The organism is Chryseobacterium sp. WG23, assembly GCF_024586575.1.
Taxonomy (GTDB): domain Bacteria; phylum Bacteroidota; class Bacteroidia; order Flavobacteriales; family Weeksellaceae; genus Chryseobacterium.
This window is the reverse complement of the sequence record NZ_JALCZE010000009.1, coordinates 19,887-38,864: the sequence shown is the minus strand read 5'-3', so window position 1 is coordinate 38,864 and position 18,978 is coordinate 19,887. Positions and strand designations below refer to the sequence as shown.

At 36.4% G+C, this 18,978-nt stretch carries 13 protein-coding genes; 5 read left to right on the top strand and 8 right to left on the bottom strand.

Going from position 1 to position 18,978, the window contains the following annotated elements:
* Nucleotides 1–48 precede the first annotated feature (48 nt).
* Both MP477_RS14580 and MP477_RS14575 read right to left on the bottom strand, forming a co-directional pair.
* On the bottom strand, nucleotides 49–1,014 hold the full coding sequence (locus MP477_RS14580; protein ID WP_257190980.1) for an NAD-dependent epimerase/dehydratase family protein: 966 nt from the start codon (nucleotides 1,012–1,014) through the stop codon (nucleotides 49–51).
* A gap of 186 nt (nucleotides 1,015–1,200) precedes the next feature.
* Complete coding sequence (locus MP477_RS14575; protein ID WP_257190979.1) at nucleotides 1,201–4,041, bottom strand: TonB-dependent siderophore receptor; 2,841 nt, start codon at nucleotides 4,039–4,041, stop codon at nucleotides 1,201–1,203.
* A gap of 261 nt (nucleotides 4,042–4,302) precedes the next feature.
* Between MP477_RS14575 and ggt the strand changes: the two genes are divergently transcribed.
* Together ggt and MP477_RS14565 are read left to right on the top strand one after the other, a co-directional pair.
* Entirely contained in the window at nucleotides 4,303–5,991 is a 1,689-nt protein-coding gene (gene ggt / locus MP477_RS14570) for a gamma-glutamyltransferase (RefSeq protein WP_257190978.1), read from the top strand.
* 217 nt (nucleotides 5,992–6,208) lie between these two features.
* Nucleotides 6,209–7,489, top strand: coding sequence for a dicarboxylate/amino acid:cation symporter (locus MP477_RS14565; RefSeq protein ID WP_230034505.1), 1,281 nt, complete (start codon nucleotides 6,209–6,211; stop codon nucleotides 7,487–7,489).
* Between the two features lie 23 nt (nucleotides 7,490–7,512).
* Here MP477_RS14565 and MP477_RS14560 read toward each other — a convergent pair whose 3' ends face one another.
* The 6 genes from MP477_RS14560 to gyrB all read right to left on the bottom strand — a co-directional run bounded on the left by MP477_RS14560 (nucleotide 7,513) and on the right by gyrB (nucleotide 15,843).
* Nucleotides 7,513–8,403, bottom strand: a complete 891-nt coding sequence (locus MP477_RS14560; protein ID WP_373567431.1) for a diacylglycerol kinase family protein — start codon at nucleotides 8,401–8,403, stop codon at nucleotides 7,513–7,515.
* Nucleotides 8,404–8,407: 4 nt separating this feature from the next.
* Nucleotides 8,408–9,235 carry an RsiV family protein gene (locus tag MP477_RS14555; RefSeq protein ID WP_257190977.1) on the bottom strand — a complete coding sequence of 276 codons (828 nt, stop codon included), beginning with the start codon at nucleotides 9,233–9,235 and terminating at the stop codon, nucleotides 8,408–8,410.
* Between the two features lie 99 nt (nucleotides 9,236–9,334).
* Nucleotides 9,335–11,275 (bottom strand): DUF3857 domain-containing protein, encoded by a 1,941-nt coding sequence (locus MP477_RS14550; RefSeq protein WP_257190976.1) that lies wholly within the window; start codon nucleotides 11,273–11,275, stop codon nucleotides 9,335–9,337.
* A gap of 2 nt (nucleotides 11,276–11,277) precedes the next feature.
* On the bottom strand, nucleotides 11,278–13,170 hold the full coding sequence (locus tag MP477_RS14545) for a DUF3857 domain-containing protein (RefSeq protein ID WP_257190975.1): 1,893 nt from the start codon (nucleotides 13,168–13,170) through the stop codon (nucleotides 11,278–11,280).
* Nucleotides 13,171–13,390: 220 nt separating this feature from the next.
* Nucleotides 13,391–13,813 (bottom strand): DUF5684 domain-containing protein, encoded by a 423-nt coding sequence (locus tag MP477_RS14540; RefSeq protein ID WP_230034497.1) that lies wholly within the window; start codon nucleotides 13,811–13,813, stop codon nucleotides 13,391–13,393.
* Nucleotides 13,814–13,908: 95 nt separating this feature from the next.
* The gene (gene gyrB / locus MP477_RS14535; protein WP_230034494.1) at nucleotides 13,909–15,843 is read right to left on the bottom strand and encodes a DNA topoisomerase (ATP-hydrolyzing) subunit B; all 1,935 of its coding nucleotides are present in this window, start codon (nucleotides 15,841–15,843) and stop codon (nucleotides 13,909–13,911) included.
* 233 nt (nucleotides 15,844–16,076) lie between these two features.
* Here gyrB and MP477_RS14530 point away from each other — a divergent pair, with 233 nt between their 5' ends.
* The 3 genes from MP477_RS14530 to MP477_RS14520 are packed head-to-tail and all read left to right on the top strand — an operon-like array spanning nucleotide 16,077 to nucleotide 18,948.
* On the top strand, nucleotides 16,077–17,420 hold the full coding sequence (locus tag MP477_RS14530; protein ID WP_230034492.1) for a cytochrome ubiquinol oxidase subunit I: 1,344 nt from the start codon (nucleotides 16,077–16,079) through the stop codon (nucleotides 17,418–17,420).
* Nucleotides 17,417–18,421 carry a cytochrome d ubiquinol oxidase subunit II gene (locus MP477_RS14525; RefSeq protein WP_257190974.1) on the top strand — a complete coding sequence of 335 codons (1,005 nt, stop codon included), beginning with the start codon at nucleotides 17,417–17,419 and terminating at the stop codon, nucleotides 18,419–18,421. The genes MP477_RS14530 and MP477_RS14525 overlap by 4 nt, the downstream gene beginning before the upstream one ends.
* An 11-nt stretch (nucleotides 18,422–18,432) precedes the next feature.
* Nucleotides 18,433–18,948: a ClbS/DfsB family four-helix bundle protein gene (locus MP477_RS14520; RefSeq protein ID WP_257190973.1), complete on the top strand. Its 516-nt coding sequence runs from the start codon at nucleotides 18,433–18,435 to the stop codon at nucleotides 18,946–18,948.
* Nucleotides 18,949–18,978 lie beyond the last annotated feature (30 nt).

The window sequence follows — 18,978 nt, the reverse complement described above, 5'->3', positions numbered from 1 at the left end:
AAAATCAGAAGTTAAAGCAATTATTAATTAAAGTATTACTTTACATTATTAATCCTTAGCTAATTTTACTTTCAAATTCTTGATCATGTCTTTTGTCATTTCAGAAATTCCGAAATCATACGTCAGTCCCCAGTCTTTTTTGGCCACTGAATCATCAATTGACGCCGGCCATGAATCTGCAATTGCCTGCCTGAAATCCGGTTTATAATCGATGGTAAAATCCGGAATTTCTTTGGTAATTTCCCCAGCAAGTTCTTTTGGAGTAAATGACATTCCACCCAGGTTATAAGAGGAACGAACCGTCAGACTTTCTTTTGGAGCTTCCATTAATTTTAGCGTGGCATTGATCGCATCATCCATATACAACATCGGCATTCCGGTGTTCTCAGAAATGAAGCTTGTATACTTCCCCTCCTCTATTGCCTTATAGAAAATCTCAACAGCATAATCTGTTGTTCCTCCACCTGCAGGAGTCTTCCATGAGATTAATCCGGGATATCTGATACTTCTTACATCCACACCATATTTATCAAAATAATACTCACACCATTTCTCTCCAGCCATTTTAGAAATCCCATAAACTGTAGTTGGATTTAAAACAACATCCTGCGCCACATTCTCTTTTGGAATTCCTTTTCCAAACACAGCGATGGAACTTGGCCAGAAGATCTTTTTAAGAAGCCCTTCTTTTGCCATTTCACAAAAATGCAGAAGAGGTTCCAGATTCAGTTTCCAGGCAAAAATAGGCTGCTTTTCCGAAGTTCCGGATAAAAGAGAAGCCAGATGGTACACTGTAGTGATGTCATAGTCTTTAATCACCTGTCTCACCAATTGTGTATTGGTAACATCCATTCTTTCATAATATCCTGCAGAGGTAATTCCCTCCTGCCACCTGTCAAGGCCCGAAGCAACTACATTTTCCGCTCCGTGGATCTCAACAAGTCTATTGGTAAGTTCGGTGCCTATTTGTCCCAAAGCACCCGTAATTAGTATTCTTTCCGTATAGGATTCCATTTTTCAGATTTTTTTTAGAATTGTACAAAAGTAAAAAAAACATGTCAACCATAATAAAAAAGGTGTATTTAAAAATACACCCATAGATTGTTATAGAAAATTATTTATATACTGAACTCAGGATAAGGCATTTCTGTCTTGTAAACCAACAACTTCTAACTCCCTTTTCTATATCTGAATTAAAATTTATAAGCTCAGATTCATTCTTACAAACAGAAACCTTCCATTCATTCCAAACTGTGAGACGTTTCTGGAGTATACGAACTGATCCTGATTAGAAAGATCTATACTGTTAATTGGATTGCCAGAAGCGTCTACAGATGGTGTTTTCAAAGATTTGGGTCCATAATTCTTATCTGGATAAATATCAAATAGGTTATTAGCACCAATGGTCAGCCTTAAGCCCTTTGTAAATTTATATCCAATAGACAAATCGGTAATTATTTTACCTCCCCAAACAGGATGCTCGATAGGTACCTCCTTTCCGTTGACCATATTGCTATTGACAATACCATCGCCATTCACGTCTGTTGTATTGGGATCGGTCACTTTTCCAAAATATACGTTTCTTACAAGGATACTAAAATGATTAAGCTCTAAAGCATTATTCAATGAAACTTTAAACCTTGGGACGGCTTCTTCTAGATAGACACGACTGGTTTCGGAATAATAACGGTTCACCTGGCCAGCCTGAATCAGAATATCTGAACCATGAATATCTCCCACCCTATTGGTTTTGGATACCGTTGCTGCCAAATCAGAGTTCAAAGTAACCTTTTCGGAGATTTTCAACCTGTGAGAAATTACACCTTCTACACCTTTGGTCTGGGTATCGATAGCATTGGCAAAAAATGTTGCGGCAGTGGCATTAGCCTGATCAAAGCCTTTCTGAAGGTTATATTCAGGGCTGTTTACCGGAAAAATCCCTGAAGGTCTTGAAAACTGATCCGTTAATACTACCCTGTTTTTTATTTTAATATAATACCCATCTACCGTGAATGTCAGGTTAGCACTTGGTATTTTAGCCGTAAAGCCCGCAGAAAAGCTATTAGACTCTTCCTGCTTCAATTGTGGAATCCCCAAAATACCTGCCACATCAGAATCATTGGAAAATGTTCCGACTTCATATGCTGTCCCCCCAACAAACTGGGTAGCCGTTGCATTGAAATAAATTTGCTGTAAAGAGGGTGCCCTGAATCCTGTGGAATGGGCTGCCCGGATGTTAATATGGTCTGTCAGTTTATATCGGGAAGCAATCTTATAATTGAATGTAGAACCAAAATCTGAATAATTTTCAAACCTAAATGCTGCACTCACCAACCAACGATTGGTAACATCCAATTCCGTATCAAGGTAAGCTGCTACAGAGCTCCTCCCTTTTTTCAATGCATTCGCTGGTCTGAAGCCCGGGAATACCTGTGCCCCGCCTGGTCTTGTAGCTCCCATAAAATCCGTTGGCTTCAGTGAAGCAGGAGTTTCCGGATTCTGAATATTTCCGTTAATATCGTAAAGAGCCCATGAGGCTTCTTCTCCGCTTTCTATTTTATATCTTTCCAATCTCACCTCTCCGCCAAATGCCATATTGAAGCCCTGCAGCCAATCAAATTTAGTATCAAAATCAGCATTGACCGTATTCTGTAAGAACCCCAATCCTCCAGCTCTAAACTCCCTTTGCATGGAAGACAGCATGGATGCATTGGCTGTATTTTTTATAGTATAATCAAATGTATTCTGTCCAAAAGTATTACTGATATCATAATTCACATTTCCTACTTTACCTTTAAAACCTGCAGCAAGTGAAAGATCAATGACATCAGATGCAATCTCAGGCAGAAAACCGTTGGGATACAATGAAGTAGAAGTCCTGCTTTGGTTAGGCCTTCTGTAAAATCCTGCAGCATTTCCGCTTCTATAAGAAATCCCTCCAAATGCATATCCACGTACTGATGAAGAAATATCAAATTCGGAATTCATAAAAACCTGCCCGGATCCAAGCTTAGACTGTCCTACTCTCATATTAAAATCATTTCTCTCAAGACGTCTGTAAGCTAATTCATTAGCTGTAACATCTGCTCTTAAAATCGATTGCAGTTCCGGAATTGTATTGGCATTCTGAATACTCATCAGCATACCAGGACTGAAATAGTTTACATAAGGAGCATATTGGTGAATGTAATTAACGATCTGTTGCGTATTAGAAGTGTTTGTAATATTACCAAATAAAGAATTAATATTAACTCCGTTTTCAAGTGCTCTCTGCTCAATAGCGTTGTAGGCATTGAAAATATCACCTGTAGCTGTTCCCGCTCTTTCCGTAGCAGTTCTGTTCAGAAAACTGGCTGTAAAATTCAAAAACCCTGTAGCTCCCAGCTTTGCACCATAGTTAAGATCCAGCTGATATTTTTCTCCATCCCAGCCGCCACTATGGTCATTAGAACCTTTCGAATTATATCCTCCTGCTGTAATGGCTGCGGTGAGATTATTTGTACTTTTCTTCATAACAACGTTGATAACGCCTGCAATAGCATCAGAGCCATACTGTGCTGAAGCACCATCCCTTAGCACCTCCAATCTTTCGATCGCAAAGGCCGGAATTGCATTAAGATCTGTCCCTACCGAACCTCTTCCCGGTGAGCCATTGATATTGACCAATGAGGAAGTATGCCTTCTTTTTCCATTAAGCAATACAAGAACCTGATCGGGACCTAATCCTCTCAACTGTGCGGGATCAACATGATCCGTACCATCTGCAACCGTGGTAGAATTGGAGGTAAAGGATGGTGCCGCATAATTTAAAATCTGATTAAGATCTGTCTGAGGGCTCAGTACTGACTGTGATCCAATATTGATCACATCCACAGGAACCGGTGTATCGGTAGCCACCCTGCTTTTGTTTCTGGATCCCACTGTAATTTTAATTTCATCCACCGTTTTTACTTTAATTGAATCTCCGGTTTGTGCATAAAAATTTACAGAAATAAAGAATAATGCCCCCAAAGAGACAATTTTTTGATTGTTTTTTTTCATGTGTTTTTTTCAAATGTACAAATCATTTTAAAATTAACACAGACTTTATCAATAAAACAACACAAATCATTAAAATTAAACCAATAAAAAACAATAATTATTGATTTCGGATAGTCAATTTAGTAAAATTTAACACCAAATAACCAAAATGAAATATCCATAATTAAGCTAGCTTTAGTGAAAAAATTAAAACACAATTCATAAGGCTATCATCGGCAATGATTTACAAAAAAACTATATTTTTGTTATAAAGAAAATCATATGAGGAAGTTTTTAATTGTTTCGGTCCTGTTAGCGAGTCAATTCGGCTGGGCTCAGTTTACAGATATCAGCATCGTAAAGGAAGTACAGGTAAAAAAGAAGGGTGTAGTGGTATCTGCCCATCCTTTAGCCAGTGAAGCAGGGGCAAAAATCCTAAAAATGGGAGGAAATGCCTATGATGCCGTTACTGCCACACAATATGCATTGGCCGTTGTATATCCTCAGGCAGGAAATATTGGTGGTGGTGGATTTTTGGTGGGCGTAAAAAGTAATGGTGAAAAATTCACATTAGATTACAGGGAAACCGCTCCCAAAAAAGCTTCCCGGGATATGTATCTCGATAAAAAAGGGAAAGCAGATACCGATCTGTCTCAAAACGGAAGACTTGCAGTAGGTATTCCGGGTAGTGTGGCAGGTTTCTTTGCTACTTTAAAGTATTGTAAACTTCCTATGGAAAAAATCATACAGCCAGCTATTGATCTGGCAGAGCAGGGTTTTACCATCACAGAAAAGGAAGCTGACATGCTGAATAACAATAAAGAAAAATTTCAGAAGCATAACAAGTCTTCTATTATTTTCGTAAAAGACAGCCCTTGGAAAGCCGGTGATATTTTAGTTCAGAAAGAATTGGCAGAGACTTTAAAGCTTATCCAGAAATTAGGGGCAAAAGGGTTTTATGAAGGAAAAACAGCAGATCTTTTGGTGGCTGAAATGAAAAGAGGCAATGGAATCATTAGTCTGGAAGATCTTAAAAATTATAGAGTTGCAGAAAGAAAAGCTTTAGAATTTGAGTATAAAGGAAACAATGTAGTATCTATGCCTTTACCTTCAAGCGGGGGTTTGCTGCTGGCTCAAATGCTTAGAATGGCCAGCTTTGAAAACCTTGAAAAATACCAGCAGAACTCTACAAAGGCTGTTCAGATTATGACAGAGGCTGAAAGAAGGGCTTTTGCAGACAGAGCTGAATATATGGGTGATCCTGATTTTATCCAGGATAAAACGGCTTACCTGATCTCTGATGCCTATTTAAAAGACAGATGGAAAAGTTTCAGTTTTGATAAAGCCACTCCTAGTGCCGAAGTGGGTAAAATTATAGAGCAACCGAAAGAGTCGACTCAGACTACCCATATTTCTGTACTGGACAAAGACGGAAATGCAGCCTCTGTAACCACTACTCTTAATGGATATTACGGAAGCAAAGTTCTGGTTTCAGGAGCAGGATTCTTTCTAAATAATGAAATGGACGATTTCTCCATCAAACCGGGTGTACCCAATATGTTTGGGGCTGTAGGTGGGGAAGCCAATGCCATTCAGCCCAATAAAAGAATGCTTTCCTCTATGACGCCTACTATTTTGCTGAAGAACGGAAAGCCGTATATGGTGGTTGGAACTCCGGGAGGAACAACCATTCCCACTTCTGTATACCAATCCATCGTCAATGTTGTTGATTTTAAATTAAACGCCAATATGTCCGTCAATACACCCAAGTTTCATCACCAGTGGCTTCCGGAGGTTATAACGGTAGAAAACAACTTTCCTGAAAGCACTATTTCCGAGCTGAAAAACAAGAATTATGTTATTGAAAAAATAAAACAAATCGGAAAAACAGAAATGATTGTTCTGGATGATAATGGTAATATTCACGCTGTGGCAGATGGCCGTGGTGACGATTCTGTTGCTACTGAATAAGTAAGCAGCTGTCCTGCTCACATAAAAAATCCTGTTTTAATTATTTTAAAGCAGGATTTTTTATTGAAGATTTTATAATGTATCCCTTTCTTTATCAGAGGCAGATATACAAAGACATCTTCAATGCTACATGATATCCGGTATTTTTTTTATTTCAATGACATTCATCATGTTTTTAGAAAAAATTCATAATTTCGCCCTTTCTAAACAATTTCTATTGAAAACAAAACAATTTTATCAGCAGCTTTATTTTCAGGTTATTATAGCCATCATTGCAGGTATCCTTTTAGGAAGGTACTATCCTGAGCTGGGAGAAAAGATGAAGCCATTGGGCGATGGTTTTATTAAGCTGGTAAAAATGATTATTGCTCCGGTTATTTTCATTACCCTTACCCTGGGGATTGCTCATATGACCGATCTTAAAAAAGTAGGAAGAATTGCAATAAAAGCAATGGTTTATTTCTTTACATTTTCAACTTTAGCACTCATCATTGGGCTTATAGTCGGTAATATTTTACAGCCTGGCCATGGTTTAAATATTGATCCGGCTACTCTTTCAGGAGATGTTTCTCAATATAAAGAAAGGGCTCATGATTCTACCCTTACCGGTTTCATTATGAATATCATTCCGGATACACTTTTCAGTCCTTTAGTGGGTGACAATATACTTCAGGTTCTCCTTGTAGCTATTTTAATGGGTGTTGCTTTGGTCCTCACTAAAGAAAAGAGTAAGAAAGTGACTGATTTTCTTCAGGATTTGTCTACTCCTGTTTTTAAGATTGTTCATATGCTTATGAAGCTTGCCCCTATCGGAGCCTTTGGAGCTATGGCTTTTACAATTGGAAAGTACGGACTTCACTCTGTGTTAAACCTTATTTTCCTGGTAGCTACTTTTTATATCACGTCTATTCTTTTTATTGTTCTCGTTCTGGGCGCTGTGGCATGGTACAATGGGTTTAGTATTTTTAAACTCATGTATTATCTTAAAGAAGAACTTCTTCTTGTATTAGGAACAAGTTCTTCCGAATCAGCTCTTCCCGGTCTTATGGAAAAGCTGGAAAAAGCAGGCTGTTCAAAAGCGATTGTAGGGTTGGTAGTCCCAACCGGTTATTCTTTTAACCTGGACGGGACCAATATTTATATGACATTAGCCTCACTTTTTATTGCTCAGGCACTGAACATCCATCTGCCTCTTGAAAAACAGCTTATGCTTCTGCTAATAGCAATGTTGAGTTCTAAAGGTGCTGCCGGAGTCACAGGTGCCGGATTTGTTACCCTGGCTGCTACATTGGCAGTAGTTCCTGAAGTTCCTTTAGCCGGAATGACATTAATTTTAGGTATAGACAAATTCATGAGTGAATGCAGAGCACTCACCAATGTCATAGGAAATTCTGTAGCCACTGTAGTTGTTGCCAACTGGGAAAAGCAGCTTGATAAGAAACAGTTACAATACTGTCTTGATCATCCACTGGAAGTTGAGAAAAAACTGGAAGTCTGAAATAATTTATAGATAACAGATCTTTAAACCAGAATATTCAGGCTTGCAGGCTGTACTTTAACATGGATGGGTGATTCTATTTTATTAAACTCACCGTCAAGATGCCAGTTTTTGGTATTTACCTGGAATGAAATTTCAGAAACCGGAAGATAGGTAACATACTCATCGTCCTTTAATCTTTTGGTAAACATTCTGAAGGCGAACAGTGCAGAATAGGTCAGGGGAAATTTCTTTACCAGAACCATATCAACCAAACCGTCACTTTTACTTGCTTTTGGGGCAATATAGGCGTTATTACCAAACTGACGGGTATTGGCAATATTCAGCATAAGATACCTGCCATTGTACTGCTGATAATCTTCACCCAAAAACTTCACTTTGATCGGTTTGTAATTGAAGAATGTTTTTAGGGAAACTTTAATGTAATTTTTGAATCCACGGCTTGTTTTCTCAAACTCTTTAACCACTTTCCCGTCAAAACCTGTTCCTGAAACATTGATCGAAAGCCTGTCGTTAACCGTAAATGTATCTATTTTTCTGGATTGCTTTGCTTTTATTTTCTCTAAAAGTTCATCCAAATTTTTACTGAAACGTGTTTCGTTGGAGAATCCATTTCCGGAGCCTGCCGGAAAAATAGCCAGGATCTTGTCTGTAGAAATAAGGTTCTTAGCCACTGTAGAAATAGTTCCGTCACCACCAATTGCCACAAAAATATCAACATGATCAAAATGGGTTTTAATAAACTCATCTGTTCCCGGAATAGACTCGGAGACATAATACAAAGGATTTCCAACCTTTGCTTTAAGTTCATTCAGAAACGGCTGATAATTTTTTTTGGCCGAAAAAGGGTTGATGATAAAAGCTACTTTTTCCATTACCGCAAAAATAAACAATGCTTCCTGAACCGGAAGCATTTATTTATTTAATTTTCATTCTTTCTTTAAATTCTGCGTTCAATGTACCCCTTAATTCTTCCCAGGAAATAGGAATGATAATATCTCCTGCTGCAAAAGCAGTAATTTCGTACGGGCTATAATGAAAATAAAGGTTTTTCTGATCAAAATAGAAATTATTGCTCGCCGGAATTTTTTCCACTAACAGCATTTCGGAGTTTTTAACTTCTCCTTCAGCATCTGTTGTTCCGCTGTTAATAGTATTGATATTCTTCATCAGAAGAGTCTCGATTTTAGTACTGGGCATTGAAGTGATGTCCTTCAGTTCAAGTTTTCTATTATTCTTGAGGTCAAAAACTCTCTCGGAAAATCCGTAATTATCATGGGCTCCACCTTCATAACCACTTCCTGCATATTGAATGTGCATATACCCGTTGATATTGGATATAAGGTTCATGTGAGAACTTGAATACCAATCCTGAGCATAGGTAATATCTGAAATCCAGTCTTTACTGTCATTTTTTACAGAAGAGAAATATTTGTTTTTCTCATTCTCCAAGTAAGCCTGAAGTCCGGTTTTGGAAAAATCTTTACTCCCCTTATTTTGAAAATAAATACTGTCTAATAACGTTTTATCTTTCAATTCCGGGAAGACCAGCAATTTTGAAGTATATTTAACTTTTAAAGAGTCTGTAATTTTTGTAGAATCACTTACTTTAACAGAATCTACTATCAGTTTTCCAGATTCTTTGTAGTCTGACTTTTCGGTAGCCGATCCTGTTGATTCATTTTTCTTACAGGCCGTAAAAACAAAGAATGAAGATAGTGCCAAAACGGCAATCATATTTTTCATAATTATAATTTTTTGATACTAATACAAAAACCATTCAAAAGCTGAATGGTTTTAAAAAAATATGATTAATCGTATTGATCAATATTAAAAATCAACTACTTAGGATTTCTTCACTAAGCTTATTACCTGATTTTCATGTTTTGAAGCAACGCCCCAAATTTGCTTGAAAGCCGGGTAATATTCTTTTGGATAATCCGGGCTAGCCACTTTTGTAGTAGCGGTTACTTCCAGCTTATTCCCTTTTTGTTCCACTACATAGCTGTATTCTATTTCTTTATCTTCTGTAACTATTTTTTTACTTTTAGGTATTTCTTCCACTGTATATCCTTCCGGAATCTCAAGAATAACTTTTTTCACTTTTGTAGAAGCTGCTCCAAAATCAATAGGATATTTCCGCTCTTCAACCTGATCAAACTCATTAGAGTTTTTATTTAAAAATAACATGGGATTGATGATCATCTTTTTCCCTATTTTATCAATCATATCCGTTGACGAAAATTTCATAGTGCTTTCAAATTCGCCATTTTCCAACACTTTTGAATCAATTCCTGTAAAATCTACTGCAAAATTTTCTTTATATTGTTTTTTATATTTATCCGGATTTTCGTCATAATTATCTTTTACATACATCGCAAAAACTCCGGTATCTTTATCTGAATATGCTCCTGAAACACTACCATCTTCATTAATTTTAGCATTTATAGTAAGAAATGTATTTCCAGGCTTGGTATTGGTCATTCTTAATTGTACCGCTTTATCTCTACTTAATAAAATACCATATTCATTCCAGTCTCTTAAAGGAAGTTCATTCATGGAAGACTGCTTGGAAGTAGCATCATACGTTTGGATACCACCGGCTGTTTCTACTGCTGCCAATACGAAATTTGTATTGGTTACATTTGGAGAAACAAGATTTATCATCCCGTTATCTACGGTAGAAATAACAAGTGGATCTGCCTTGATATTAGCTTCACGAAGAAGTAATACTAAAAACAGATTAATCTCAGCCGCATTACCGACCTTTGTGTCAATAAGTTTCTTTATACCGTCCTCTGTATAAATTCCACGGTCCTTATTCCATGTAAATGTCTTCTGGACATATGCAAAGATAGCATTCGCCTTTTCCATATCTGTCTTCATTTCTGAAATACCTGCAGGCATATTATCTTTAGCCAATTTTGATTTTTTCAGCTCACCACCAAAATCTTCGTGATCATAAAGCCTTTTTCTAATTTGTTCCCAGGATGAAGAATACAATTTGAGTTCATTAAAATTAGTAGAGTTAAGTTCTGCACTTATTTTTGTGCGAAAATTTCTATCATTCCTTACAAATTTCTCTGTTTTGAAGCCTTTTAAATTTTCAAAACCAAACCGATATGTCTTATATTGAGCGCCATAAAGTGTTCTATCTGCAATTTCCCTGTATTTAGGAGCCAGGCTTCCGGTATAATTGATATTGTACAATATATTGATAGGAGTATCTAAAATATATTCTGTATAAAGAGAGGGTGTATCCAACTCTATCAACACTTCAGGAATAGTATATAAAAATGCGAATGGAGTCAGAACTTCATATTGATATTCTAATACTGATCCATCTTTTACGTTGGGAAAAGCAAACTTTGTTACCGTAGTATTTTTACTTTCTTTACTTTTATATTTAGAGCTTTTTTCAACCTTTATGGGTACAACATTTCCACTTTCAAGATTGTATGTAAAAGCTTTGAACTTATTCAACGTTTCCTGATCATTATTATTTTTATAAAGAGGAACTTCAACATTCAACCAGTCTTCAGCTTTATCTTTATTATAGATTTTTATTCTGTAAACATATTCCTTGTGAAGATCACCTGTACTGATATCAATTCTGTAATGTACCGATTTATACAGAATTTCAGCAGGGGCGTTTTCGTCCAGCAGTGATTTTCCTTTGGATAAATCTGCATCAGAAAATTTAGGAGGATTTAAAAACTCGTGTTTTTGAGCATTGATAAAAATAAGATTTGCAGAACAAACCAGTACCAATATTATTCTTTTCATCATTATATTTTTGTAATTAAAATTTTTGAATTATCCATGTTTATTATTTTTTTTCTGAAGCTTACATATTCATTATATTTTTCTTTAGAATAAGTTCCTTTATTAACTTGTATTTTCCTTGTTACTTTTACTTCTTCTCCATTTTTGGCAAAACTTAATGTATAATATCCAAATTCAGATTTAACATTGGTATTATCCGGAACTTCATCTATTTTATAACCCTTGGGAAGGATAAAACCAATTTCATAATCATCTTCAAAGGATTGTCTAATTTCAAAAGGAAGCTCACGGTTTTCCTCTGTTTTATAAATACTATTAGAGAAAATAGGTACTACTCTGAAAATAATACTATTACCTACTTTTTTAGAGAAATTATTTGCTTTAAAATCTATATTATAGGTAATAACAGCTTTATCCTTGTCATTGGCAAAATTCTTCATTTCAACTTTCTCAAAGTTCAAAACATCCAGGGAACGTTTTAAAGCATCATTTCTCTCTTTTGGGTTTAATCCTGTAAATACTAAGTTATAATCATATTGGCTTCCCGTATAATGAAAACTTCCTTCACCTGTAATACTATTGTCTTCACCAATTTTTACTTTCAACACTTGTTTTTCTTTATTCTGATCTGCAGGATATGCAGGTGTACTGATAAGCTCAATTCCATTTTTCTTTACAGAGAGAACATTTCTATCGGTAGTACTATAACTCAAATGATTAAATCCTATTTGCTGTGATGTATTTTCAAGCCATATATTTCCTTTTTCGGTAGGAACCATTAAAATAGCATGATTACCTCCCATTTTTGGAAACTCAGGATCAAAAGATATTTGTGAAGGCCCAGAATTAATAACACAATAGTGGGAAGCTATCCCTGCTTCATCCAACAACGTTTTCATATAATTGGTTAGCCCTTTGCAATCTCCGTATCCTTTTTTATCTACCTCATCCGGTAACATAGGAAGCCACCCACCAATTCCCAGCCCAACATATATATATCTGGTTTTGGTCTGCATATACTGATAAATCTTCTTTACTTTATCCTCTACCGATCCTTCCAGTTGTAACGCAGCTATTTCGGCTTTGATCGCTGGGGTAGAAACAGCAACAGGCTCTATCAGATTATTGTAGTACCATACTCCGAAATCTGTCCAGTTATTTAAAGTCCCTTGTTTTCCCGCCAGATTAAACTTTGAAAGAGAAAAACTGACTTTAGGTAAAACCTTAATTGGCTGTGGAACTAATAAAGCATCATCAATTGCCGGAACATTTTTATAGGAATATGTCTTTTCATTTCCACTCCCACTTTCTATAACAGCTGTATAATTAAACTTTGAAGGATAAGTTTTGGTCCGTAGTTCAATTCCTGATGTATTAATAATTTTGAATTCCCCTTCTTCTAAAGAAGTATTAGTAGAAGAAAATGGTACAAAATCTGGAATAAAAAGGGTGTTTTTTTCGGAGACCTGATACGAGAAATCTATAGTATATGGATACTGGACCGGCGTATAATTAAAAACCAAAACCCGGTTATCTGAATAAAAAATTCCTTGTGGATTATTGGCAAAATCTCCAAAATCAGATTTAGAATAGCTTTTAATTTTTTTCCCTGATTCATCATAAATAACAACTTTAACGTCTGAAATACTATTTCCTTTATCATATGGAATATAAGCAACAGCTTTATCATCACCATCCTTATTCAAAACAGTTGTTACAGTAGTGCTTTGATATTTTATTTCATCAATTTTATTAATCTGTACCGTTGTAAAGTCTTTTCGGACAACAATATTTGCATTTTTCTTTAAGGTTTCAGGAATAGCAGAAACAGGATATGTCTGGGCAAAATACATTGAAGCGGCAGATAATGCTCCAATCAAGAATATTTTCATCATGGCTATTAAAATTATGCAAACATAAGAAAATCTTAATAAATGTTAAATTTTTATTTAAAAAAATACTCTACTTCGTGAAGTATTTAACAATTTGGAAAAATGCAAATCTATATCTACTTGAATATGATATAATTACAGAGAAATAAAAGATATCTTTATTTATATAATCATAAAAAAAGACTTCATTTCTGAAGCCTTTACATAAATTTTATCTTTATTTCTAATCGTTAGGAATTCTTTTGCTATCATAGGGATCACTTCCAAGCCCCAAAACCGGGATAAAAATAAATCCTAAGAAAAACAACAAAAGGGTATATAAAGGCGTCTCTTTTGCAAAACCTTTCGCTAATCTGTCGTTGACTACCCAACTTGCAAAAAGGTTAACAAAGGGAATAAAAAATAAAATAATCCACCAAGTAGGTTTCTTTACAATATCCAGTAAAACAATGATATTGTAAATAGGAACAAATGCAGCCCATGCATCTTCCCTTCCTGCTTTCTGGAAGATTTTGTACATACAGTATCCATAAAATATATAGACCAGTAAACTTATGAACATTGTTCCGATTCCCAATCCGGCTGCCGCTGCTCCGGACACCGCATCTACCCCATCATAAGGGTCTGTTTGTAAAATAGTTAACATATTAATTTTTTTTATTAGTTTCCTCAAATATAAAAAAAGCTTCTAAATAATTAGAAGCTTTTCTTGTATATTTTAAATGTATCTTTTAAATACTCTTATGCATCAATTTTTGCATACTTAGCATTTTTCTCAATAAATTCTCTTCTTGGCGGAACTTCATCCCCCATCAGCATTGAGAAAACACTATCTGCTTCTACAGCATTATCAATAGTTACCTGCTTTAAAATTCTATGTTCAGGATTAAGAGTAGTCTCCCAAAGCTGCTCAGGATTCATCTCTCCAAGACCTTTGTAACGTTGTACTTCTACTCCTTTTCCGTCCGGAGACATTTCCAATGTAAACTCTTCACGCTCTTTTTCATTATAGGCATACATTTTTTTGTTTCCTCTTTTTAATAAATACAAAGGTGGCTGAGCAATATAAATATATCCGTTTTCAATAAGTTCTTTCATATATCTGAAGAAGAACGTAAGAATCAGGGTAGAAATGTGAGATCCGTCAATATCGGCATCGGTCATGATTACAACTTTATGGTATCTCAGCTTAGCCATATTCAATGCTTTGCTGTCTTCTTCAGTTCCTACAGAAACTCCAAGGGCAGTATAAATATTTCTAATCTCTTCGTTATCATATACTTTATGAAGCATAGACTTCTCTACGTTTAGAATTTTACCTCTTAACGGAAGAATAGCCTGGAAGTGTCTGTCTCTTCCCTGTTTAGCTGTACCCCCTGCGGAATCTCCCTCTACAAGGAAGATCTCAGATTCAGCCGGATCTTTGGACGAACAGTCAGAGAGTTTTCCCGGAAGACCAGAACCTCCCATTGGAGATTTTCTCTGAACCATTTCACGGGCTTTCTTTGCTGCCTGTCTTGCTTTTGCAGCCAGTACAACTTTTTGAACAATAATCTTAGCTTCATTAGGATTCTCTTCCAAAAAGTTAGTCAGCATTTCCCCTACAATCTTATCAACAGCACCAGAAACTTCGGAATTTCCTAATTTCGTTTTGGTCTGTCCTTCAAACTGAGGTTCCATTACTTTTACAGAAATTACAGCTGTTAATCCCTCACGGAAGTCATCTCCCGTAATTTCTACTTTTTCTTTTGCCGGAAGCCCCAATTCATCTGCATATTTCTTTAAAGTTCTTGTTAGAGCTCTTCTGAAACCTGCAAGGTGAGTACCCCCTTCGTGAGTATTAATATTATTAACGTAAGAATGTAAGTTTTCGTTGAAAGATGTATTGTAACGCATTGCTACTTCAACCGGAATATCATCTCTTTCACCTTCCATGAAAATCACGTGCTCCATAATAGATTCACGGCTTCCGTCAATATAGGCAACAAATTCTTTCAGACCTCCTTCAGAATGAAAAATTTCGGTTTTAAAAGAGCCATCTTCCAATACCTCTCTTTCATCGGTAAGCGTAATTGTAATTCCTTTATTAAGGTATGACAGTTCTCTTAAACGACTCGCTAACGTATCATAGTTATAAACTAATTCTGTAAAAATAGTATCATCCGGCTGGAAAAACTGTTTTGTTCCTCTTTTATCGCTGTTACCAATTTCCTCTACTCCCGTTTGAGCTTTTCCTTTAGAATACACCTGCTGATAAACGTTTCCATCTCTGTAAACGGTAGTTATCATTTCGTTAGAAAGTGCATTCACACATGATACCCCTACTCCATGAAGACCTCCTGAAACCTTATAAGAATCTTTATCAAACTTACCTCCGGCTCCAATTTTTGTCATTACAACCTCAAGAGCGGACTTTTGCTCTTTCTCGTGAAAATCAACCGGAATACCTCTACCATTATCACTTACTTCAATTCCGTTTCCTTCTTTAATGGCCACAAAGATCGTGTCGCAGTATCCTGCCAACGCTTCATCAATAGAGTTATCTACTACTTCATAAACCAAATGGTGAAGACCTCTTGTCCCTACATCACCAATGTACATTGAAGGACGCATACGAACGTGCTCCATTCCTTCCAATGCCTGAATACTACTAGCTGTATATTGTTTCTGACTCATATTAAATATTAAAAATCTTGCTATATGCAAAGACTTACAAATATCGTGATTTTTTTCGAATTATGAAAGTTAAAATGTGTCAAAAAATGTAGACTTTTCTTAGTGAAAACTTAAATAACAGCGGACTGGTAAAAGATTCAAAATTAACTGGTCTACCTGAATAATCAGCTGTTTTAAATCATACTTAACATCAATAATTTATACGTAAATTTATTTACTGAAAAGTTGATATTATGGATGATTTTATTGCTGCACGTGCACAGATGGCACTTTCTCTGGGCTTTCATATCATATTCTCCTGCGTGGGTATGGTAATGCCCTTCCTTATGGCTTTTGCCCACTGGAAATACTTAAAAACAAATAATGAAGTATATAAAGGTCTTACCAAAGCCTGGAGTAAAGGGGTAGCCATATTATTTGCTACAGGTGCTGTTTCCGGAACTATGCTTTCCTTTGAACTGGGGCTTCTATGGCCGGGATTCATGAAACATGCAGGTCCTATTTTTGGAATGCCGTTTTCCTTGGAGGGAACAGCATTTTTTATTGAAGCTATTGCTATTGGCTTCTTTTTATATGGGTGGGAAAGATTCAATAAATGGTTTCACTGGTTTTGTGGTTTCCTTGTAGGAGTAAGCGGGCTCGCTTCCGGAATTCTAGTAGTGGCGGCCAATGCCTGGATGAATTCTCCTACCGGCTTCGATTATATTAACGGGCAGTATCTGAATATTGATCCTATCAAAGCTATGTTTAATGACGCATGGTTTCCACAGGCCCTTCATATGACTGTAGCTGCTTTTTGTGCTACAGGATTTGCTGTGGCCGGGGTGCATGCTTTATTGATTATTAAGAAAAGGAATGTGGAATTTCATACCAAAGCTTTTAAAATTGCTGTTGGATTTGCCCTTATAGGTGCTTTTGGAGCTCCTTTAAGTGGTGATATTGCGGCAAAGTCTGTAGCAGAAAGACAGCCTATTAAGCTGGCTGCAATGGAAGCTCATTTTGAAACGGAAAAAGGAGCCGCCTTTGTGATCGGTGGAATTCCTGATGAAGAAAAGGAAGAAATAAAATACGCAATAAAAATCCCCAAGGTCCTGAGTTTTTTAGTGAGCAATGATTTCAATGCTGAAGTAAAAGGTCTTAAAGATTTTCCAAAAGATGAATGGCCCCCAATAGCCGTTACCCATTATGCATTTCAGATTATGATCTTCTTTGGAGTTATTATGATTTGTATTGGGGTTATCTACTTATATGCTTCATTCTTCAAAAAAGAATGGCTGAAGAAAACCTGGCTGTTAAAAACATTTTTAATTGCCACGCCCTTCGGATATATTGCCCTGGAAGCCGGATGGACAGTTACTGAAGTAGGCCGGCAGCCCTGGATTATTTACGGAATCATGAGAACCATAGATGCTGTAACACCAATGCCGGGAATACAATATTCCTTCTATTTCTTCACTGCTATTTTCGTATCATTATCACTGATTCTTGTTTTCCTGTTAAAAAGACAGATACAGATGGTACCTAAGATTTATGACCCTACAGACCCACAGTTTAACGATAAAAACAAAAAATCATGATCTACATTGTTATAGGCTTTCTATGGCTTTCCATTTGTCTTTATATGATTCTGGGAGGCGCTGATTTCGGAGCGGGTATTGTAGAGCTTTTCACCAATAAAAAAGCCCGTCATAAGACCCAGGAAATCATGTATGAATCTATTGCCCCAGTTTGGGAAGCCAATCATATGTGGCTTATCATTGCCATTGTTATCCTTTTTGTAGGTTTTCCTGAGATTTATACTACCATGTCTACGTATCTCCACATTCCTTTAGTACTGATGCTTTTAGGTATTATTGCAAGGGGAACAGCTTTTACATTCAGGCATTATGATGCTGTGAAAGATAACTGGCAGGTTTTATATACCCAGATATTTTATTATGCGAGTCTTCTAACTCCTTTTTTCCTGGGATTAATTGCTGCAGCTACAGTTTCTCATTCCATCAATCCTGACGCTACCAATTTTCTGGATCTTTATATTTTCAGCTGGTTAAACTGGTTTGGGGTTTCTGTAGGGTTATTTACCGTAGCACTCTGTGCATATCTTGCTTCCATCTTTTCATTAAGAGAGACAAGAGATAAGTCAGATCTGTTACTGATGATCAGAAAATCTAAACAAACTATGATCTTTGTAGTCATTACCGGAATTCTTGTGTTTTTCACAGCTTATATTTCTGACATCCCCCTCGTAATGTGGGTATTTTCAAAACCTTTAGGAATTATGGCTATTGCTTTTGCCACTATTGCTTTATTGCTCATCTTCAAGGCTATGAACCGGCAGAAATTACTGCCCGTGCGAGCGCTTGCCGGTTTTCAGATTGTGATGATCCTTGTAGCAGCAACCTACCAGCATAATCCTGATATTATTTTACTGGCAAACGGACAGCATCTTTCACTTTTCACTACTGCAGCTCCGGCTAAAACCATTTCTGCATTGGGATGGGCGCTGATGCTTGGTTCTTTATTTATCCTGCCATTTTTATTTTATCTGATGGCTTCGTTTAGTAAGTTGAGAAAATAAAATACTAAGCAATGCAACAGTATAATAATACCAGTGAGCTTATTGAAACACTAAATAAAAGCTATCTTCTCTATGATCAGGAGTTTGATGATATTAAAGAAGAGCAAAAAGACCTTCAGAAACCTGGAATTGATAAAACACCATCACAAAATATTTCTTATCAGATCGGATGGACCCATTTACTTTTAAAATGGGAGTCTGACGAAAAGAAAGGAATAGAGGTAAAAACGCCTACTCCTGAATATAAATGGAATAATCTAAAAGGCTTATATCAGTCATTTTATGATCAGTACGGTTCATACAGCTTGCAACAGCAAAGAAAGATACTGCAAAAGCAGGTTCATGAAATTATAGAATGGTTAGAGCATCTTGACCACGAAACATTATTTGTTCCTCAGCAAAGAAAATGGGCAACAACACCTGCAAAGTGGCCGGTCTGGAAATGGGTGCACATTAATACCGTAGCACCCTTTAAAAATTTCAGAGCTCAAGTACGAAAATGGAAAAAAGAAACCGGTACAGACTAATTCTGTACCGGTTTTTACTATTTATTTCGC